Raw genomic sequence first — 19,319 nt, 5'->3', positions numbered from 1 at the left:
GCGCCGATTGACACCGTATCGGACAAGGCAAGCGGACCGCAGAATGCGGGTCCTTTTGAGCCTCGGGTGTAACCGGTTACTTGGAGAAGCGAAAATAGCCGCCACAGACCGTCGCACGACGGATTCTTGGCTGATCTTCAGCGAGGTACGCATTAAACAATCAGTATAAGCTTCCATCCTAGAAATTGGACCGATCAATATCAGCCTAGGTGTATGGAAAATCGCGACCTTCGGAACTTAGTTAAAGGCTCATTTCACTGCTGGGCACGGTATGACAGTCGTTTAACTCCGGGATGCGTATTGAAGCGCTTTCACGCCGGTTACATACCAACAGCCTTTTTCTTTGGTTGACGTTGCTAGAACACGCATCCACGGGCGGGACCTACACTCTTGAGGGAAGCGCTCCCAGAGTTCTACGCCGCAGCCTCCGGCGAAAGGGCACTTTGTTGAAGGAAGAGCTTCGGTCGCGTGAATAGCTCCATCGGCGCTGATGTGTAATTGACTAAAATGCAACGCTGATTGCAATGCACCCAGACGCTGTTTCTTTTTTTCGGTCCGCGCGACGACATTTGGGCCATGCCAGTACATATCGTGTGCGTTGTCGGGTTTGCCCTGAATAACAAGACAGTCGAGCATAGTGCCTACAGCCTTTTTGAAGCCGTCGACAGTCATGATCTCAGATAAAAATTCCAATTCGGGTGCCCAACGGTTTCGCCGCAGCCGCGCCCCGGCCTCGACGAGCGCCATGTACTCTCCCATGGCTGACCAAATCACATCGCCTGGGTCAAGGTCGATCTGTTGCTGACGCATTTGATCGAGTACATTGCTGCGGACTTTATCCCACTGTGATCGAGCGAGATCGAGGACTTCATCAACGGGTACCGTCGTTTCCTTCAGCCGTCGACAAATCTCCGCCAACCCATACCCCGCTGCATTGGAATGTAACGCAGAGATTCCAATGGCTATGTAGTCCCTGGCCGCCAGGTCTCGCTTTGACCAATTTCGGACTAGCAAGCGGTATGCGAGATAGGGAAATACTCTGGTTCCCTCATCCAATCGGTCCACCGATACACCGCCTAATCTGCGCATCTCGCGATCGATTTCATATGCGACACCCTCTGTTACGAAGCTGAGGCCAATTGCTATGCGTTCAAATTTCTTCGCGCCAGTCCCGTCGTCCGCAACGAAAGTCGAGTGAACACTGGTCCCCAGTTCTGTTGTTTCAATTTGCGCGGCGCTGCATTCCCACGCTTGAATGTCAGTATTGCTTCCCAGTTTCTTTGACGAGGTAGCGCCAAGCTGGCCGTGTATCACTCCTCCCACGAAATTCAGAAACGCGAGTTGATCGGGTTTCAGTGTGCCGGGTCCGAGAAAATGACCAAACTCGTTCGTTCCGGCGGCCAACGCTCTCAGTAAAATCAGATTCGACACTAAGTACGCATTACCAGCGGTCGTCGATGCATTGTGCAGGAAATGAACGTACTCATGGGCATGAAACGGAACGGCTGAAGGAAGTGGGTCGCCCTCGTCAGGATCAAGGTCAAACATACTATCCATTCGATAGTAGAAGGCATTCTGACGGTATACGCCTGCGGCTGCGCTACTCGCACTATCAAACTCCGAAGTATTTTCCATTGCGACTTTCTTTGCGTTCGAGACTTTGGTTTCTTACGTCATAGCCTCGGGTTAAATTTTGCTACGGAAAAAGGGCGTCAAAATTTTTTCCCCCGTGCTTCGCTACGGCGTAAACCGGAACCCATCTAGCCCTTTAGTTTCAGTATCAACGCCTTTTTGTTTTGATCAAAAGTATAGATGGCTGCCAAGGGAATAGCGGTGATCATCATTCCGGATAGAATGCCCGACACCTGAGGGTTGAACTTGTTGAGCAGAGGAACGCTTGCGATACCTTGGCTGATAACGCGCTGTACGTAAACACCGGCAATCGCCGATGCAGTGCCCAACAGGATGACCTGGAGCGATGCAAGCTTGTCGGGGTCATTGCTGAGCAAGACACGGACGCTACGCACAACGCTAAGGGTGCTCTCACGGATAATGGCATACACAAAAGCCGGCATCTTCAGGATCAGTGAGATCAATATCTGCGGGATCACGCTCAGCGCACCCGCAACACCGGCTTCAATGCCGAGCGCTTTGGCTCGCTCCCAAATCTGACGCTCTTCAAAGCGTTGACTCAAGGCCGCTGAAATCCGCTCTTTGCTCTCGGTGAACTCGTTGACAAGGCCGTTGCCGGAGACGAGCTTGACGCGCTTTAGTTCGTCCATGAATACGTCAATCGTCTCAACGACAATTAAACCTACGACTTGCTGGGCGGCCATGGTCGCACCGGTCAGCGCCACCGTGGTGGATATTTCCTTGATGGCTTGAATTTGGCCAGCACGGATGACTTCTTTGCTTTCCGCGTAGGCATCGTCAACCGCCTTTTTGTCGATGATGTGCTCCGTTTTGCTACCTTTTATGGTCACAATGAGCTTGCCTTCGTCCGTCGGATGCGGGCGGCTGTTCTGATCGAGCCACTCGTAGACATCCTGATCATTCTTTTGGCTATTGATGCTGCGGTGCATGTATTTCAAGTTGCCCGGATCATTCACGACGGCCCCGAACTGTTCATCGGTCAGGCCAATCTTGAGCAGCGTATCCGCAAAGATCTCTTTGCGGGATGTGACGTGATCAACAGTCACCGTATTGCCCCTATCGCGCTCATAGACCAACGGCTCATCAGGGTTGTAGCCATTGGCGAACACCGTGCCGTCTGGCGTATCCTTCGAAGGCTTCATGCCGCCATAATCACCCATATGCTCATAGCGGTCTTTACGGTAGAAATCGTAGCTGTCTGTGAGCTTGTCGTATTTGGCTTGGCTTTGTTGGTCCAGGATGTCGCCCAGCATAAACGCGGCGATCGCACGACGCGCGGCTTCGTTGCGACACTGATCGTAAATTTCGTCCATGGATTTCGCCGGCGTAGGCAGGCGGCCACGAATGTCTTGGACCATCTGGAAAGTAGATTTGTCTACTTCGAATGTGCCACGAAAATACTGTTGGAGCTTGCTGGCGGACTCCTTGGAAAAGTTGCGGGCAGAGTCTTTGGCGTCGTCAAAGTCAAACTCGCGAACAGTGTCCACAACCTTATCAGTCATGTCCCTCGCGCTGTTGGCCAATCCGATGGCAGTCGCTTTGGATTTACGCTGGGCTTCCTCGTAGTCGAATTCCCGCACGGCGCTAATTGCATTGGCGGATACGTCCATAGCCTTTTCACCCAGGGCACTTGCAGCATCCTTTAATGAACTGGCACCGGCTTCTAGCTTTTCTTTTGCTGAACCTACAGCGTCTTTCAAAGAGTTGACACTAAATTTCTTCCCGAACAGAGCCATGCCCAACCCCTGTGTAAATAAATGTCACAAGTTTACACATTGCTTCATGACTAGTCGAACTACAGCCTGCCGTAGCCGCTCTTGTGAAAATCACATTGGGTACGTTTAGGCGAAGATGTTCAGGGGATGGATGCAAAGAAAATGAATTTCGGGCGACAGCCATTCGGACGTTTGACCTGCTTGGTCCAAACACCAAGTACACCAGCCTGCGGTCTGCGTCATTTCACGGACGGTCCCCGCTTCGCCAGGTAAACCTCGAAGATAACGAGGTCGCCATCGCAGGCCCCGATTCGCACAAGTCGCACCACGCTCCAATACGAATCCACCGCGAAGTCCGAAATCTCCTCGCGAATGAGAATTATTGCTAACATACCGCCTTTGGTGCGCATGCCTGCCTGAAATTTCCCGATGTCCCGCTCCCCGGAGTCCAAGAAAAGCTGGCTCGCCCATTACGGCGAGCTGATCGGCGCATGGGCGCGGCGCACCGGCAATTACCACGACGCCGAGGATGCGACGCATGATGCTATCGTGCGGGTGCTCGAAACCGATACGGGCGCCCTGGTCAATCCGCGCGCCTACCTGCATCGCAGCGTGCATAATCGGCTGATCGACACGCATCGGCAGTCCAAGCTGCTCGAACTGGTGCCGCTGCACGAGCTGGACGAAGGCGAGCATCCACTGCTCACCGATCCCGATGCCGCGGCGCGCACCTCGCAGTTATTGGCTTCGCTGAAAGCAGGGCTGGCGGAGCTGCCGCTCAAGTGCCGGCAGGTTTTCCTGTGGCATCGGCTCGAAGGGTATACCCAGGAAGAAATCGCGCAAAAACTCGGCATCTCGGTGAATATGGTCGAAAAATATATGATCCGGGCCGTGCGGCATCTCCGGGACAGGTTGCAGAATCATGCGCCGCACTGAATCAGGGTTTCCGCTTTCCCGCTTGCCATGACCACAGCCCCCTCCCATTCCCCGGACGCCGCGCGCGATGCAGCCGCTTACTGGTTTGCCAGAGTGCATTCCGGCAAGTTCACGGCGGCCGAACGGGAACGCTTTGAGCAATGGCGCCGGGCCGATTCCGGCAACGAGCGCGAGTACCGCGCGATCGACGAGATCTGGCAGGCGACCCGTCTCTTGCCCGAAGACGACTTGCGCGAACTGCTGGAGGCGCCCGAACCGGCGTCGGCGCGCGGGCGCAATGCGCGCCGGCGGTGGCTGATCGGCGCCAGCGCGGTCTGTGGCATTGCCGTGGTGGGCGGCGCCCTCACACACGGGCGAATACTCGACATGCTCGAGACGCCCCTGCACGAGGCCCGCTATGTCACGGCGCGCGGCGAGCAGCGCAGCGAAAGGCAACCCGACGGTTCTGTCATCCAGATGAATGTTTCCACCGACCTCGTCGTGCGCTATTACGCCAAGCGCCGCAGCGTCGAACTGGCGAGCGGCGAGGCCACGTTCGAGGTGGCTGGAAATGCCGAGCGTCCATTCTTCGTGGAAGCGGGCAGCGTGTCCGTCAGAGTCACGGGCACGGTCTTCAACGTACGCCGTGACGAGGAGCGAGTGGCGGTGGCGGTGCAGTCCGGCAGCGTCGAGGTGTCGTCCGGACGCTGGTGGAACCGGGAGCGCGCCATGCTGACCGCCGGCATGATGGCGCGCTCGCAGGCCGACCGGACCTTGTCGGTCGAGACGGGCGACGTGTCGGCCGTCACCGCATGGCGGCAGGGCAAGGTGGTGTTCCAGGATCAGCCGCTCGAAGACATGGTGCGGGAGATGAACCGCTATCTGTCCCGGCCGATTCATCTGGCCGACAGCAAGCTCAAGCGCCTGCGCATGGCGGGCGTTTTCGGCATCGAAGACGGGGAGGCCTTTCTGCAGGCCCTCCAGAACAGCCTGCCGATTACCGTGCAACGCCGCCCCGACGGCGGCGCGGACCTTTCGTTGCAGCGCTGAGCGCCCCGCGGCCGTCTTCTTCGGCCGTTTCTGAAAACGAGAATCGCTCCCGTTACAAATTAATCCGGAAATCCGTTCAGGGTTTTCCGCCGGCCGTCCGTCGTACTGAATGTAGGGGCTGCTTCGGTCACCGCCGCGGCCCCGCCATGATCCTTTGGCCAAAGGGATGAGGCGTCGCGCGCGCTTGACATAGCAACCAGGAAAATTTGTGATCGACCGGACCCCTTTCTCGGCCCACCGATGGGATGACAAGCGCCATGCGTCCCATGCCGTTACCGCCACGCTCTCCACGCTGGCCGTCGCTCTTGCGCTGACGCTGACGGCGGCTCCCGCCGCCGTGCGCGCGCAGGAGACGGCCAAAGCGATCGATATTCAACAGCGTTCGCTTGGCGACGCCTTGCTGCAGCTCGGCCAGCAGACGTCGCTGCAATTCATCTACACCTCGGACCTGGTGCGCGGCATCCAGGCGCCGGCGATCAGCGGGACGATGGCGCCCGAGGAGGCGTTGCGCCGGCTCATCGAAGGCACGGGCATCGAATATTCCCGCAACGGAAACACCATCAATCTGCGGCGCGCGGGCGGAGCCACCACCCTTGCGCCAGTCGAGGTGACCGGCTCGTTCAACCCGGCCACCGAAGGCACGGGCGCCTACACGGCCGTGGGCCCCAGCCGCACGGCGACGGGCTTCGATCTTTCGTTGCGGGAGACGCCGCAGTCCGTCACGGTGATGACGCGCCAGCGCATGGACGACTTCAACCTCTACACGCTGTCCGACGTGCTGCAGCAGACGCCGGGCGTGGCGGTCGATCGCCAGGGCGATGCGTTCAACTTCACGGTGCGCGGCTCCGCGGTGAACATGCAGGTCGACGGCATGCGCCAGAAGGCGAACGGCTGGTTCGCGAATTCGCAGACGCAGTTTTCGCTGAACGACATGGTCGACATAGACCGCATCGAGGTGCTCAAGGGTTCGTCCGGCCTGATGTCCGGCGACGGATCGTATGGCGGCATCGTCAACATGATCCGCAAGCGGCCGACGGCCGAGTTCCAGGCCAGCGTCGGCGCGGCCGCGGCGAGCTGGGACAACTACCGGGCCGACGTCGACCTGGGCGGGCCGCTCAACGAGAGCGGATCGATACGCGGGCGCCTGGTCGCCGCGGCGACCGACGGCCGAAGCTTCATCGACGACGTGAAGACCAACAGCCAGACGCTGTTCGCCACCGTCGATATGGACATCACGGCGAACACGCTGTTCAACGTGGGCTTCACCCATCGCCGCCGCGAGTTCTGGGGCGCGGGCAGCACGTCCATGATCCAGGCGTATACCGCCTCGGGGGAATTCCTCGGCATGCAGCCCCGTTCGTTCAACGTGGGGGCCCCATGGTCCGGCTACGAACAGGAGTCGAACACGGTGTTCTCCAGCCTCCAGCACAAGTTCGCCAATGGCTGGGTCGCGACACTCAAGGGCAGTTACGACAGGACCGAGAACCCGCGCGGCGGGCTGGGCATATGGTTCACGGCGGTGCCGGAAGTGGTGGACTACTCGTGGAGCCGGGACTACGACAATCGCAACACCAGCGTGGCGCTTGAAGTGCAGGGGCCCTTCGAACTTTTTGGCCGCACCCATGAGTTGCGTTTTGGGGCGGACTCTTACCGCACCACCACCGACTCGTATAGCGGCAACGCTCGCCGCACCAACCTGGGACTGGACTACTCGGAAGGCGGCGGAGCCATTCCCAAGATCGATCTCGATGCCGTTCCGATGAACAACCACAGCTACTTCAGCTCCAAGCGCCGCTCCGTGTATGCCGCGGGCCTGTTCAGCCTGGCCGATCCGGTGAAGCTGATCGGCGGCGTGCGTATCACCGACTACGACCAGTTCGACTACACACCCTATGCGTACAGCAACAACGATCTGAGAGAGCGCGGCGTCATCACCCCCTATGGCGGTCTGGTGGTCGACGTGACCAAAAATTTGTCCGTCTACGGCAGCTATTCCTCCATCTTCAACGCGCAGAACGCGCGGGACGAGCAGGGCAACACGATCGATCCCGAAGAGGGCATCACGTATGAGGTGGGCGCCAAGGGCGAGTTCTTCGACAATCGCCTGAACGTCAGCATCGCGCGCTTCTGGATGAAGACGGACAATACCGCGGAGGAAACGGGCGAGGTCCGTCCGGACGGCGAGGCCATTTACCGGGCGGTATCGGGCGTCATGCGCCGTGGCTACGAACTGGAAATGTCCGGCGAGCTTGCCGCGGGCTGGCAGGTGCAGGGCAGCTACGTCATGAACAGCAGCAGCCTGAGCACCTCGGACACGGTTCCCAAGTATCAATTCAAGCTGGCGAGCAGCTACCGGATGCCGGGCGCGCTGCAGAACCTCACGGTCGGCGCCGCTGCGCGCTGGCAGAGCAAGGCCGTGGCGGGGCCGCTGGAACAGTCTTCGTTCTGGCTGGTGGATCTGATGGCGCGCTATCAGGTCAACAAGCAGTTGATGATCGGCGCCAACGTCAACAACCTGCTAGACAAGAAATACATGTCCGGCATGCGCGACTTCGGCCGGGTGCAATACACCTGGGGCGCGCCGCGCAACTTCAGCGTCAACATGCGTTATCAGTTCTGAACGGCATGCCGCGGCGGCCGGCCGCCGCGGCATGTCCCTTTGCGTGAGCGCGGGACATGAAAGAATCGTTTCGCCAGTGCATGGCCTGGTTGCACACGTGGACCGGGCTGACGACCGGATGGGTGCTGTTTTTCGTCTTCGTCACCGGAACCGCCGGTTACGTCGACGATGAAATCACGCGTTGGATGCGGCCCGAGCTGCCCTATGCCGCGGTCCAGCGCGAGCATGGCGACACGTCCACGATGATCGGGCTGGCGCTGGCGCGGCTTCAGGCCGTGGCGCCTCAAGCCCGATCCTGGACCGTGACCTTGCCGCATCGTTCGCGGGAGCCGCGCGGCGAGCAAGGGCTGGCGATCGCCTGGGAAACCTTGCCGGCACCCGGGCAGGACCGCGGCCGCCGTCTGCGAGAGGAGCTCGACCCGGGCAGCGGCGCGCCGCTGCCCGCGCTGCAAGCCCGCGCCACCGGCGGCGGCGCGGTGCTCTACCGCATGCACTATCTTCTGCACTACCTGTCCTACGAGACCGGCATCAAACTGGTCGGCATCTGTACGATGCTGATGCTGCTGGCGGTCGTGACAGGCGTCATCACGCACAAGCGGATCTTCACCGACTTCTTCACGTTCAGGCCCGGCAAAGGACAGCGCTCCTGGCTCGACGCCCATAACGTCGTCAGCGTCATGTCGCTGCCTTTTTTCCTGATGATCACCTATACGGGGCTGGTCTTTTTCGCCATCACCTATTTGCCGGCTGCGCGCGATGCGCTGTACGGCGATACGCCAGCCCAGCGCCAGGCGTACGTCCAGGAATTGCGCGGCCCCGCGCGCGACGACCTGCCGGTGTCGGCGCCCCGGGTGCCGTTGCCGGCGCTGGTCGCGCGGCTCGAGGCGGAGTGGGACGGCCGGGTAGCGTCCCTCCAGATGGTCCATCCCCGCAACGCCACCCCCTACGTCGACGTGCGCCGGGCGAACGCATCGGGCCTTCACGTCGAGCGGCCGGTGCTGCGGCTCAGTGCCCTCGACGGCACGCCCTTGGCGCGTCCGGCCGACGACACGACCACGCGGGTGCGCAGCACGCTCTTCGCGCTGCATGAAGGCCTGTTCGCCAATTGGTGGTTGCGCTGGCTGTATTTCATTTCCGGCCTGCTCGGCTGCGCCGTGATCGGCACGGGGCTGGTGCTCTGGACGGTGAAGCGCCGCCAGCAGCACCGGACTCGGTCGGCGGACGCCGGCTCTTTCACGGCGCGCGCCAACGCCCTCGGGCTGCGCCTGGTGGAGGGGCTCAACGCGGGCACCCTGGTCGGCCTGCCGCTGGGGCTGGCCGCCTACTTCTGGGCCAATCGCCTTTTGCCCCTCGCGCTACACGAACGCGCGGAATGGGAAGTGCACAGCCTGTTTCTGGTTTGGGGCTGGGCGTTGCTGTATGCCTGCGGGCGGCCGGTCAAACGGGCCTGGCTGGAACTGCTGTCGCTCGCCGCTGTGGCCTATGGCGCGATCCCGCTGCTCAATGCGCTGACCACCGACAAGCACTTGGCCAGGACGATGGCGCAAGGCGACTGGGCGCTGGCCGGGTTCGATCTGGCGATGTTCGGCCTGGCCGCCCTCTTCGCCGGCGTGGCGCTCAAGCTCAAGAACAAGTGGCGCGCGGCCGGCGTTCCCGCCGCCCCCCGTCCGGCGCCGCGCACATGAGCAAGCGCGCACTTTCCCTGACATACCGGCTGCAAGTGGCCTCCCGCGTGGTGGCGGCGGCGGTGGGCGGCTATGGGTTGACCAGCGCGACGATCGTTCTGGTGGCCTTGCTGCTGCCCCTGCCGCGCGCGCAGGCGGTGCTGGCGTCGAGCATGCTGGGGTTCGTCTGGTACACGCTGGCGGTGATCGCGGTCTTCAGCGTCAGGACGGCCGTTCGTGCCTGGCTGGCGATAGCGCCGCCAACGGCCGCCATTGCGCTGGCGTGTGCCTGGCTGCTGCCGGCGGCCGGGAGCGGGCCATAATGGCCGGCGCCACCTCCGCCGCCGCGGGAAAACCCGATATAAAACTTTGCGCAGCCCCCATGATCCCGCGTTATGCATGGCGCCTGGACGGCTTGCCCTGCCCGTCCAAATAGGTCCGTCGAATCAGGGCCTTAGCGCAGATTCCCGCGCGCGGTCCCGTGGGCTGCGCGAGGCCGAACCCCGGTTTCGCATTTGCGCGTCCCCATGCATGCTTGCGTCTTCCGCCGGGCGCCGCGCGCGGCGCTCGACCCACAGCGATAAGAAGACCTGGAGATTTACACCGTGAGCAATGCAACCCCCTCCCGCAAAATGGGCCTGGCGGTCGCCCAGATGGGCGCCGTGAACCTCGCCGACTCGCGCGCGGCGGTCGTCCGCCGCCTGGTCGAGATGATGCGCGAGGCCGCCGCCCGCAAGGCGGAGTTCGTGGTGTTCCCCGAGCTGGCGTTGACCACCTTCTTCCCGCGCTACTGGATGGAGGACGCCGAGGCGGTCGAGCGCTACTTCGAAAAAAGCATGCCCAACGCCGATGTGCAGCCGCTGTTCGACACGGCGCGCGAACTCGGTATCGGCTTCTACCTGGGCTATGCCGAACTGACGCCCGAGGGCCGGCAATTCAACACGGCGATCCTGGTGGACCGCAGCGCGAAGATCATCGGCAAGTACCGCAAGATCCACCTGCCCGGCCATTCGGACCACAAGGTCGGCGCGCCGTTCCAGCACCTGGAGAAGAAATTCTTCGAAGTCGGCGACCTGGGTTTCGGCGTCTGGGAAACCGACGACGTCAAGATCGGCATGTGCCTGTGCAACGACCGCCGCTGGCCCGAGACCTATCGCGTGATGTCGCTGCAAAGCGCCGAACTGATCGTGCTGGGCTACAACACGCCGTCCCTGAATATCCATTGGAACGAACCCGCGCACCTGCGGACCACGACGCACGAGATCGTGCTGCAGGCCAGCGCCTACCAGAACGCGGTGTGGGTCGGCGCCGCGGCCAAGTGCGGCCACGAAGACGGCCACCACATGATCGGCAGTTCGATGATCGTCGCGCCGTCGGGCGAGATCGTGGCGCGTTCCAGCGGCGAGGAAGACGAAGTGATCACGGCGCGCATCGACCTGGCCATGGGCCAGGCGTTCCGCGACCACGTTTTCAACTTCGCCAAGCACCGCAGCCCGCGGCACTACAGGCTGATCGTCGAACGCACCGGCGCCGGCGACCCGCTACCGGTGCCCGAAATCGACTAGGCTCGGCCGATGATTGCCCGGGCCGTCGCGGACAGGATCAGGGCGGGCGGCGCGCCCGGCCGCGGCGCCGCGCCGGCCGTGCTGCTAGACTGCCTTCAGTCCACAGCCCGACCGCCCCGGATCCCATGCGACTCATCGACACAGAACAGACCCGCGACGCCCTGACCTTCGACGCCGTCATTCCCGCCCTGCGGGACGCCTTCCGCGACGGCGCCACGGTGCCGGCGCGCCACGTCCACGCCATCCAGTCGGGCAACGCCCGCGGCACCGCGCTGATCATGCCGGCCTGGAGCGAGCGTGGCTATTTCGGCGTGAAGATCATCAACATCTTTCCCGAGAACACGCACCAGGGCCTGCCGGGCCTGCACGCCACATACAACCTGTACAGCGCCACGACCGGCGTGCCGATCGCGCAGGTGGACGGCGACGTCGTCACGGCCTACCGCACGGCGGGCGCGGCCGCGCTGGGCGCGGACTACCTGGCCCGCGCCGACGCCGGCACGCTGTTGATCGTGGGGTCCGGCCGCATCGCCGGCCTGGTGGCCCAGGCCATGCGCGCCGTGCGGCCCATCCGGCGCGTGCTGGTCTGGAACGTCCGCCCGGCCGGCGCCGGACGGCTGGCCGAACAATTGCGCGCACAAGGTTTCGATGCCCAGGCCACCGAGGACCTGGAAGGCGCCGCGCGCCAGGCCGACATCATAAGCTGCGCCACGCTGTCCACGGTTCCGCTGATCCGCGGCGCCTGGCTGCGCCCCGGAGTGCACCTGGACCTGATCGGCAGCTTCACGCCCGACATGCGCGAAACCGATACGGCCTGCTTCGACGGCACCACCGTCTACGTGGACACCGACGAGGCGCCCACCAAGTCCGGCGACCTGCTGTCGGCCTTCGAGGCCGGCGTGCTGACGCGCGAAGCCATCCAGGGCGACCTGCACCAGTTGACCACAGGCGAACGCCCGGGCCGGCGCGACGATCGGGAAATCACGGTATTCAAGGCGGTGGGCAGCGCGCTGGAAGACCTGACGCTGGCCACGCTGGTGTACGAATCGGTGGGCGGGCAAGCAGATGCGTAGGATGGGTGGAGCGCGAGATCCTCTCCACGAGAACCCCGCTCTTCAACGCGCGAAACCCATGCGGCGGCAATAGTCTGTTTTCCGGCCGATGCCGGGCATTGTCTGCCCACGGCCGCATGGGTTTCGCGCGCTGGATACCTGAGTTCTTGCTTAAGAATTCTCGCGCTCCACCCATCCTACGAATGCCGGTCGGGGTCCGGGTTCAGGCCCATCATCATGCCGCCGCCACCGGCGCCGCCTTCTCCACCGCCTCCGCCCGCTTTCGCGCCGCCGCCTCCCTTGCCGCGCGCCGTCGAGGACGGCCGGGCAGGGCCTTGCCTGGGAATCTGCAATTGCGCGGGAACCGGCTCCAGGTCCAGCACCTGGCGGATGAAGTCGCGCAGCGACACCACCAGTTCGGCGGTATGCACCGGACGCCCCGCCACCAGATCGGCCGCCGCCGCGGCCGCCAGCCGCACCTGGTCTTCGGTGCCCAGCAGGATGACGTCGGACAGCGCCGCTTCCGCCGCGTCGCGCATGCGGCGCGCGCGTTCGCCGCTGGGCCGGTCGGGATCGGCGTCGTCGCCGGCCTGCCCTTCCTCGGCCGCCTGCCGCTTCACGTCGCGCAGATGGCGGGGGTCCACCGCCAGATTGCCCGTGAACGATCCGCCCAGCGTCTTGTACGCCGCGATCAGCGTGCGCAGCCGTTCGTTGATCTGCCGGTTCTCGCGCGCGCGGCGCTGCTGTATCGTCTGCATGACCAGCAGCCGGATGCCGACGCCGATCAGCGTGATCAGCGCCAGCCCCAGCAGCGTCGAGAGCAGGCCTTGCCAGGAAGAGAAATCCAGATTGCGCATGCGACGTGACTCCTGCTATTCGAACCCGCGCGGCCCCAGCGCCTCGGCCATGTAGTCGATGAAGGACTTGATGCGGGAGGAAACCGCCGTGTTGCGGTAATACACGGCGTTGATGGGTTGCCTGACCTCCAGTGTCTGCTTGACGAACAATTGCCGCAAGGCGCCTGCCTTGCGGTCGCCGCGCGTCATGAAGTCGGACAGGCAGACGATGCCCGCGCCGTTCAGCGCCAGTTGCCGCAAGGTCTCGCCGCTGAACGACCGCAGGGCCGGCGCGACGCGCAGCGGCTGGCCGGCGGCGTCCAGCAGCGGCCATTCGTTCAGCGATTCCAGTTGACTGAAGCCCAGCAGGGTATGCGAGGCCAGGTCCGCCACGCTCTTGGGCGTGCCTTGCCTGGCCAGGTATTCGGGGCTGGCCAGCACGCGCACCCTGCTGCTGCCCAGCGGCACCGCGTGCAGCGACGAATCCTTCAGCCGCCCGATGCGGATGGCCAGGTCCGTGCGCCGCTCCAGCAGGTCGATATTGCCCTCATTGCTGTTGAGTTCCAGCTCCACCTGCGGATACCGCCGGCAATAGCCCGGCACCAACGGGACCACCACGTGCAGCATGAACGGCGACGCCGCGTCCACCCGCAGCAGCCCCGCCGGCTGGTTGCGGCGCAGGCTCATCAGTTCCTCGGCCTCCTCCACGGCCGCCACGATCTTGCGGGCCTGCTCCAGGTAGGCGCGGCCTTCCTCGGTCAGCGCCAGCCGGCGGGTGGTCCGGCGCATCAGCGTGGTCTGCAATTTTTCCTCCAGCCGGCTCATGGTCCGGCTGGCGGCGGAGATGGTCTGGCCCAGCACCTGCGCGGCGGCGGTGATCGAACCGCTGTCCACGACGGCGATAAAGACCTGCATTTCGTCGAGCGTCGTCTTCATATTTGCATTTATATCAAAAGTATTTCTCTGATATCGGACTTTTTCTGCAAGTATCGGACGGGCACACTGAACGCATTCCCGGGCGCTTCCGCCCGGTTACGCGAACATTCAGGAGTTTTGCATGAGCATTCCCGCTTTCGGTGTCGGCACTTTCCGCCTGCAGGGCCAGGCCGCCGTCGATTCGGTGCGCAACGCGCTGGACGTGGGCTACCGCGCCATCGACACCGCCCAGATCTACGAAAACGAAGCCGAGGTCGGCCAGGCGATCGCCGAATCCGGCGTGCCGCGCGGCGACCTGTTCGTCACGACCAAGATCTGGGTCCCCCACTACGCCCGCGACAAGCTCGCCCCCAGCCTGAAGGACAGCCTGGCCAGGCTGCGCACCGACTACGTCGACCTGACCCTGATCCACTGGCCCGCGCCGGGCAACGGCGTTCCGGTCGAGGAAACCATGACGGCGCTGGCCGAGGCCAAGGCGCAAGGCCTGACCCGCCAGATCGGCATTTCCAATTTCCCCATCGCCGAAACCCGGGCGGCCATCGCCGCGGTGGGCAGGGACCAGATCGCGACCAACCAGATCGAGCTCAGCCCCTATCTGCAGAACGCCGCGCTCACCGCCTTCCTGAAGGAACAGGGCATCCCGGTCACGTCGTACATGACGCTGGCCTATGGCAAGGTGCTGAAGGACCCGGTCATCGGCCGGATCGCGCAGCGCCACGACGCGACGCCCGCCCAGGTCGCCCTGGCCTGGGCGCTCCAACTGGGCTACGCGGTGATCCCATCGTCGACCCGGCGCGAAAACCTGGCCAGCAATCTGCTTGCGCGCCAACTGCGCCTGACGGAAAGCGACATGGCGGAGATCGCGACCCTGGAACGCAACGGCCGCGAAGTCAGCCCGGAAGGCCTGGCCGCGGCCTGGGATTGATTTCCGGCTGCACCGCCCGCAACAGGCTCGCGCCCGCCCGCAGCAGCAGGGCTTCGCTGCCCGGCGGGCCGAGCAGTTCCAGGCCCACGGGGACGCCGGCCTTGGTGAACCCGGCCGGCACGCTCAGGGCCGGCAGGCCGGTCACGGCGGCCAGCAGGCCGTTGCCGCCGCCTTGCGGATCGCCCAGCAGCGCGGGCCCGCGGCGCGCGCTGGGATAGGCCAGCACGTCCAGGCCGGCCGCCGCCATGGCGTTCAGCACTTCGGCGCGCAGTCCGCCGGCGCGCTCCAGCGCGGCCCGGCGCCCGCTGCCGTCCGGATCGCGCAGCGCTTCGCGCTGGCGCAATATCGCCTGCACCTCGGGATGGGGATAGCCGCCGTCCAGGATATCGGCCAGGCTGCGGACCGCCAGCCCGGCGCCGCGCAGGCACGCTTCCAGCGCGTCGCGGAATTCGTACGCCGTGACGTTGGCGTCGATCAGGCGCGCATCGTCCAGCGCCATGTCCACGGGCAGCACGCTGGCGTCCGCGCCGCCCCACCGTCCAAGCACCGCGCGCGCATGGGCGCTGACGTCCGCTTCGCCAGGCGCCGCGCCGAAGAGGGCGGCCAGCTCGCCGACCCTCCAGCCGTCACCCGGCCGGCGTCCGTCGGCCGGCGCCCGCTCCGGATCCGCCATGGCCGACCAGAGCCGCGCCAGGTCGTCGATGGTGCGCGCCATCGGCCCCACGGTGTCCAGCGAGGGCGACAGCGGCACCACCCCGGCCGTGCTGCACCGGCCGGCGGTGGGGCGCAGCCCCAGCACCTGGTTGAACGCGGCGGGAATGCGTATGGACCCGCTGGTGTCGCTGCCGACCGCCGCGGCGGCGAAACCCGAGGCCACGGCGACGGCGCTGCCGCCGCTGGATCCGCCCGGCACGCGCGCGGCGTCGTACGCATTGCGCGTGCGGCCGGAAAGCGACGATACGTTGGTGATGCCGCAGGCCAATTCGTGCAGCGTGGTCTTGCCCAGCACGACGGCGCCGGCCTCGCGCAGGCGCCGCACGACCTCGGCATCCTGCGGCGGCCGCCGGCTCGCCAGGGCGAGCGAACCCGCCGTGGTCAGCATGCCGGCCGTATCGATATTGTCCTTGAAAAGGATGGGAATGCCGTGCAAGGGGCCGAGCGCGGCGCCCCGCTGCCTTTCCGCATCGCGCCGGGCCGCTTCGTCGAGCGCCTGCTCGTTCAGCGCCAGCACCGCATTCAGCGCCGGCCCCGCCCGGTCATGGGCGGCGATGCGCGCCAGGTAGCCGCGCACCAGGTCCACGGCACTCAGGCTGCCCGCCGCCATGGCGGCCCGCAGGTCGGCTATCGGCCGGCCGAAGACCGGATCCCCTCCCGGCAGCGGACCCGCCAGCAGGCGCGGCCGGCTCATCGGAAGTGACACGCCACCCAGTGCTGTCCGGCATCCGAGGTTCCGGGCCTCTCCGTCAGCGCGGGCTGCTTCTCGCGGCAAACGGCTTGCGCCAGCGGACAGCGCGTGTGGAACCGGCAGCCGCTGGGCGGATTCGCCGGACTGGGGGGATCGCCCTGAAGCAGCTTGCGCTGCGCGGGCTTGTGCGGATCCGGCACCGGCACCGCCGAAAGCAGGATCTCGGTATAGGGGTGCAGCGGCCGCGAGAACAGCGCGTCCCGGTCGGCCACTTCGACGATGCGGCCCAGGTACATCACGGCCACGCGATGGCTGATGTGCCGCACCACGGCCAGGTCGTGCGCGACGAACAGGTACGCAATGCCCATTTCCTGCTGCAGGTCCATCAGCAGGTTGATCACCTGCGCCTGCACCGACACGTCCAGGGCGGATACCGGCTCGTCGCAGACGATCAGCTTGGGCCGCAGGGCCAGCGCGCGCGCGATGCCCAGGCGCTGCCGCTGCCCGCCGGAAAACTCATGCGGAAACTTCTTCATCGCCTCCGGACGCAGGCCGACCTTGCCGAACAGCCATGCGATCTCGTCCGGGCGGGACCGGCCGCCCGGGCCCGGAAAGTTCCGCAGCGGCTCTCCGACAATGTCGCCCGCCGTCATGCGCGGGTTCAGCGACGCGTACGGATCCTGAAAGATGATCTGCATGTCGCGCCGGCGGCTGCGCATCTGCTCGGGCGTCAGCGCCAGGATCTCTTCGCCTTCCAGCCGCACCGATCCCGAAGTCGGCTGGATCAGCCGCAGCACCGACTTGCCGGTGGTGGTCTTGCCGCAGCCGGACTCGCCGACCAGCGCCAGGGTTTCGCCCTTCGCCACGGAGAACGACACGCCGTCCACGGCCTGGATGACCTTGCCCCGCGGCTTGAACCAGCCGCCCGCGCCGGGATAGTGCATCTTCAGGTCGCGGACATCCAGCAAGGGCGTGGCCGCCGGGGCGGAGGCGGACTCGGTGCGGGCGCTCATGCTTGGACTCCAGTCAGGGCGGCGCCGGCCGCCGCGTTGGGGCCGGGCTGCGCGGCGACGCGCGCCGCTTCGTGACAGGCAACCACGTGGTCGCCGCCATGTCCGGCCAGCTCCGGCGCCTCGGCGCGGCAACGCTCGGTGGCGAAGGCGCAGCGCGGGGCGAAGCTACAGCCCTTGCCCAGCTCGCTGGGCGCGGGCACCATGCCGGGGATCTCGGCCAGCCGCTGCGTCGACGCGTTCATCGACGGCATCGAAGCCATCAGCGCCCGCGTATACGGATGCAAAGGCCGGTCGAACAGTTCGGTCACCGGCGCCTCCTCGACCTTGCGGCCGGCATACATCACCGCCACGCGGTCGCAGCATTCCGCGACCACGCCCAGGTCATGCGTGATCAGCACGATGCCCATGCCCAGGCTCTGTTGCAGGCTGCGCAGCAGGTCCACGATCTGCGCCTGGATGGTCACGTCCAGCGCGGTCGTCGGCTCGTCGGCGATCAGCACCTCGGGGTTGCAGGCCAGGGCCAGCGCGATCATCACGCGTTGCCGCATCCCGCCCGACAACTGGTAGGGGTATTCGTGCACGCGCCGCTCCGGCTCGGCGATCTGCACCAGGCGCAGCATTTCCTCGGCGCGGCGGTAGGCGTCGCGGCGCCCCAGCTTCTGGTGCAGCATCACCGTCTCGGCGATCTGGCGGCCCACCGTCAGCACCGGGTTCAGCGAGGTCATGGGCTCCTGGAAGATCATCGATATCCGGTTGCCCCGGATCTGGCGCATCTGTTTTTCGGTCAGGCCCAGCAGGTCGGTGCCGCGGTAGCGGATCTGGCCGCCGGCGTAGCGGCCGGGCGGCGTGGGCACCAGCCGCAGGATCGACAGCGCGGTGACGCTCTTGCCGCAACCGGATTCGCCCACCACGCCCAGCGTGCGGCCGGCGCGCACCTGGTAGGACACGCCGTCCACCGAACGCACGGTGCCCGACACGGTATCGAAGTAAGTGCGCAGGTTGTCGACTTCGAGCAGCACGTCGCCAGGGGCGACGGCGGGAGACAAGGCCATGGCGTCCTCCTAGCGTTGATTGGTCAGGCGCGGGTCCAGCGCATCGCGCAGGCCGTCGCCCATCAGGTTGATCGCCAGCACGGTCACGGCCAGCAGGATGCCGGGATACAGGATGGTATAGAACGCCACCGCCACGTAGTTGCGGGCGTCGGCCATCATGTTGCCCCAGCTAGGCACCTGGGCCGGCACGCCGACGCCCAGGAAGGACAGCACGGCCTCGGTCAGCACCGCGGTGGCCGCGATGAACGTGGCCTGCACGACCAGCGGCGTCACCATGTTGGGCAGCACGTGCCGGCGCAGGATCACCGGCAGGCGCGTACCCACGGCGTGGGCCGCCTCCACGTACAACTGCTCGCGCAGCGTCAGCGCCAGCGACCGCACCAGCCGCACCACGCGCGGCACCTGCGGGATCGCAATCGCGATGATCACCGTGGTGAGGCTGGCGCGGATCACCGCCATCAGGGCGATCGCGAGGAGGATGTCGGGGATCGCCATCATGCCGTCCATGACGCGCATGATGACCGCATCCGCCCAGCGGACGAAGCCCGCCATCAGGCCCAGCACCACGCCCAGCAGGCTGGCGATCAGCGCCACCACGATGGCGACGACCAGCGAAACGCGGCCGCCCCAGACCACGCGGCTGAATACGTCCCGGCCCAGCGCGTCGGTGCCGAAGTAGTGATCGGCCGACGGCGGCTTCAGCCGCTGCAGCGGATTGATGCTGATGGGGTTGTGCGTGGCGATCCAGGGCGCCGCGATCGCCAGGCCCGCCACGATCAGCAGCAGCGCCAGGCCGAGGATCAGGGTGGGGTGCTTGCGCATCCAGCGCCAGCGGCGCCCGCTGGCGGTAAGCGCCTCGTGCAGCACGATGGGCGCGCCGGATACGTTGGTGGACATCGAACTGTCGGACATGATTCT

At 65.0% G+C, this 19,319-nt stretch carries 16 protein-coding genes; 8 read left to right on the top strand and 8 right to left on the bottom strand.

Annotated features, from left to right (window positions below; all coding sequences use genetic code 11):
• Positions 1–282: 282 nt before the first annotated feature.
• Both AVE30378_RS13385 and AVE30378_RS13380 read right to left on the bottom strand, forming a co-directional pair.
• Entirely contained in the window at positions 283–1,635 is a 1,353-nt protein-coding gene (locus AVE30378_RS13385) for a hypothetical protein (RefSeq protein ID WP_129241361.1), read from the bottom strand.
• Between the two features lie 125 nt (positions 1,636–1,760).
• Positions 1,761–3,389, bottom strand: a complete 1,629-nt coding sequence (locus AVE30378_RS13380) for a hypothetical protein (protein ID WP_129241360.1) — start codon at positions 3,387–3,389, stop codon at positions 1,761–1,763.
• Between the two features lie 408 nt (positions 3,390–3,797).
• Here AVE30378_RS13380 and AVE30378_RS13375 point away from each other — a divergent pair, with 408 nt between their 5' ends.
• The 7 genes from AVE30378_RS13375 (at position 3,798) to lhpI (ending at position 12,255) form a co-directional block, all read left to right on the top strand.
• Complete coding sequence (locus AVE30378_RS13375; RefSeq protein ID WP_129241359.1) at positions 3,798–4,304, top strand: sigma-70 family RNA polymerase sigma factor; 507 nt, start codon at positions 3,798–3,800, stop codon at positions 4,302–4,304.
• Positions 4,305–4,331: 27 nt separating this feature from the next.
• On the top strand, positions 4,332–5,333 hold the full coding sequence (locus AVE30378_RS13370; RefSeq protein WP_129241358.1) for a FecR family protein: 1,002 nt from the start codon (positions 4,332–4,334) through the stop codon (positions 5,331–5,333).
• 208 nt (positions 5,334–5,541) lie between these two features.
• Positions 5,542–7,953, top strand: a complete 2,412-nt coding sequence (locus AVE30378_RS13365) for a TonB-dependent siderophore receptor (RefSeq protein ID WP_129241357.1) — start codon at positions 5,542–5,544, stop codon at positions 7,951–7,953.
• A gap of 56 nt (positions 7,954–8,009) precedes the next feature.
• Positions 8,010–9,638 (top strand): PepSY-associated TM helix domain-containing protein, encoded by a 1,629-nt coding sequence (locus AVE30378_RS13360; RefSeq protein WP_129241356.1) that lies wholly within the window; start codon positions 8,010–8,012, stop codon positions 9,636–9,638.
• Entirely contained in the window at positions 9,635–9,940 is a 306-nt protein-coding gene (locus tag AVE30378_RS13355; RefSeq protein ID WP_129241355.1) for an iron transporter, read from the top strand. Before AVE30378_RS13360 ends, AVE30378_RS13355 begins: the two co-directional genes overlap by 4 nt.
• A 309-nt stretch (positions 9,941–10,249) precedes the next feature.
• Positions 10,250–11,182 (top strand): N-carbamoyl-D-amino-acid hydrolase, encoded by a 933-nt coding sequence (locus AVE30378_RS13350; protein ID WP_129241456.1) that lies wholly within the window; start codon positions 10,250–10,252, stop codon positions 11,180–11,182.
• A gap of 125 nt (positions 11,183–11,307) precedes the next feature.
• Complete coding sequence (gene lhpI / locus AVE30378_RS13345; RefSeq protein WP_129241354.1) at positions 11,308–12,255, top strand: bifunctional Delta(1)-pyrroline-2-carboxylate/Delta(1)-piperideine-2-carboxylate reductase; 948 nt, start codon at positions 11,308–11,310, stop codon at positions 12,253–12,255.
• 176 nt (positions 12,256–12,431) lie between these two features.
• On the opposite strand, the gene AVE30378_RS13340 is transcribed toward lhpI, so the two are convergent.
• Positions 12,432–13,091, bottom strand: a complete 660-nt coding sequence (locus tag AVE30378_RS13340) for a hypothetical protein (RefSeq protein ID WP_129241353.1) — start codon at positions 13,089–13,091, stop codon at positions 12,432–12,434.
• A 15-nt stretch (positions 13,092–13,106) separates the two neighbouring features.
• A complete protein-coding gene (locus tag AVE30378_RS13335; protein ID WP_129241352.1) occupies positions 13,107–14,006 on the bottom strand; it encodes a LysR family transcriptional regulator in 900 nt (299 codons plus the stop codon).
• Between the two features lie 121 nt (positions 14,007–14,127).
• Here AVE30378_RS13335 and dkgB point away from each other — a divergent pair, with 121 nt between their 5' ends.
• Positions 14,128–14,931 carry a 2,5-didehydrogluconate reductase DkgB gene (gene dkgB, locus AVE30378_RS13330; RefSeq protein WP_129241351.1) on the top strand — a complete coding sequence of 268 codons (804 nt, stop codon included), beginning with the start codon at positions 14,128–14,130 and terminating at the stop codon, positions 14,929–14,931.
• On the opposite strand, the gene AVE30378_RS13325 is transcribed toward dkgB, so the two are convergent.
• The 4 genes from AVE30378_RS13325 to AVE30378_RS13310 are packed head-to-tail and all read right to left on the bottom strand — an operon-like array spanning position 14,897 to position 19,313.
• A complete protein-coding gene (locus AVE30378_RS13325) occupies positions 14,897–16,339 on the bottom strand; it encodes an amidase (RefSeq protein ID WP_129241350.1) in 1,443 nt (480 codons plus the stop codon). The genes dkgB and AVE30378_RS13325 overlap by 35 nt on opposite strands.
• A complete protein-coding gene (locus AVE30378_RS13320; RefSeq protein ID WP_129241349.1) occupies positions 16,336–17,349 on the bottom strand; it encodes an ABC transporter ATP-binding protein in 1,014 nt (337 codons plus the stop codon). Before AVE30378_RS13320 ends, AVE30378_RS13325 begins: the two co-directional genes overlap by 4 nt.
• On the bottom strand, positions 17,346–18,401 hold the full coding sequence (locus tag AVE30378_RS13315; RefSeq protein WP_129241348.1) for an ABC transporter ATP-binding protein: 1,056 nt from the start codon (positions 18,399–18,401) through the stop codon (positions 17,346–17,348). Before AVE30378_RS13315 ends, AVE30378_RS13320 begins: the two co-directional genes overlap by 4 nt.
• A gap of 9 nt (positions 18,402–18,410) precedes the next feature.
• Complete coding sequence (locus tag AVE30378_RS13310) at positions 18,411–19,313, bottom strand: ABC transporter permease (protein ID WP_208742388.1); 903 nt, start codon at positions 19,311–19,313, stop codon at positions 18,411–18,413.
• Positions 19,314–19,319: the final 6 nt, after the last annotated feature.

This window comes from Achromobacter veterisilvae, from assembly GCF_900496975.1.
Classification (GTDB): Bacteria; Pseudomonadota; Gammaproteobacteria; order Burkholderiales; family Burkholderiaceae_B; genus Achromobacter; species Achromobacter veterisilvae.
This window is presented reverse-complemented; position numbering and strand designations above follow the sequence as displayed.

What these genes read in the sequence shown, in the direction of transcription:
- AVE30378_RS13320 (WP_129241349.1), bottom strand. Translation starts at nt 17,349, where the DNA reads ATGAGCGCCCGCACCGAGTCCGCCTCCGCCCCGGCGGCCACGCCCTTG.
- AVE30378_RS13375 (WP_129241359.1), top strand. Translation starts at nt 3,798, where the DNA reads ATGTCCCGCTCCCCGGAGTCCAAGAAAAGCTGGCTCGCCCATTACGGC.
- AVE30378_RS13340 (WP_129241353.1), bottom strand. Translation starts at nt 13,091, where the DNA reads ATGCGCAATCTGGATTTCTCTTCCTGGCAAGGCCTGCTCTCGACGCTG.
- AVE30378_RS13380 (WP_129241360.1), bottom strand. Translation starts at nt 3,389, where the DNA reads ATGGCTCTGTTCGGGAAGAAATTTAGTGTCAACTCTTTGAAAGACGCT.
- dkgB (WP_129241351.1), top strand. Translation starts at nt 14,128, where the DNA reads ATGAGCATTCCCGCTTTCGGTGTCGGCACTTTCCGCCTGCAGGGCCAG.
- AVE30378_RS13355 (WP_129241355.1), top strand. Translation starts at nt 9,635, where the DNA reads ATGAGCAAGCGCGCACTTTCCCTGACATACCGGCTGCAAGTGGCCTCC.
- AVE30378_RS13370 (WP_129241358.1), top strand. Translation starts at nt 4,332, where the DNA reads ATGACCACAGCCCCCTCCCATTCCCCGGACGCCGCGCGCGATGCAGCC.
- AVE30378_RS13385 (WP_129241361.1), bottom strand. Translation starts at nt 1,635, where the DNA reads ATGGAAAATACTTCGGAGTTTGATAGTGCGAGTAGCGCAGCCGCAGGC.
- AVE30378_RS13315 (WP_129241348.1), bottom strand. Translation starts at nt 18,401, where the DNA reads ATGGCCTTGTCTCCCGCCGTCGCCCCTGGCGACGTGCTGCTCGAAGTC.
- AVE30378_RS13335 (WP_129241352.1), bottom strand. Translation starts at nt 14,006, where the DNA reads ATGAAGACGACGCTCGACGAAATGCAGGTCTTTATCGCCGTCGTGGAC.
- AVE30378_RS13350 (WP_129241456.1), top strand. Translation starts at nt 10,250, where the DNA reads ATGGGCCTGGCGGTCGCCCAGATGGGCGCCGTGAACCTCGCCGACTCG.
- AVE30378_RS13360 (WP_129241356.1), top strand. Translation starts at nt 8,010, where the DNA reads ATGAAAGAATCGTTTCGCCAGTGCATGGCCTGGTTGCACACGTGGACC.
- lhpI (WP_129241354.1), top strand. Translation starts at nt 11,308, where the DNA reads ATGCGACTCATCGACACAGAACAGACCCGCGACGCCCTGACCTTCGAC.
- AVE30378_RS13310 (WP_208742388.1), bottom strand. Translation starts at nt 19,313, where the DNA reads ATGTCCGACAGTTCGATGTCCACCAACGTATCCGGCGCGCCCATCGTG.
- AVE30378_RS13325 (WP_129241350.1), bottom strand. Translation starts at nt 16,339, where the DNA reads ATGAGCCGGCCGCGCCTGCTGGCGGGTCCGCTGCCGGGAGGGGATCCG.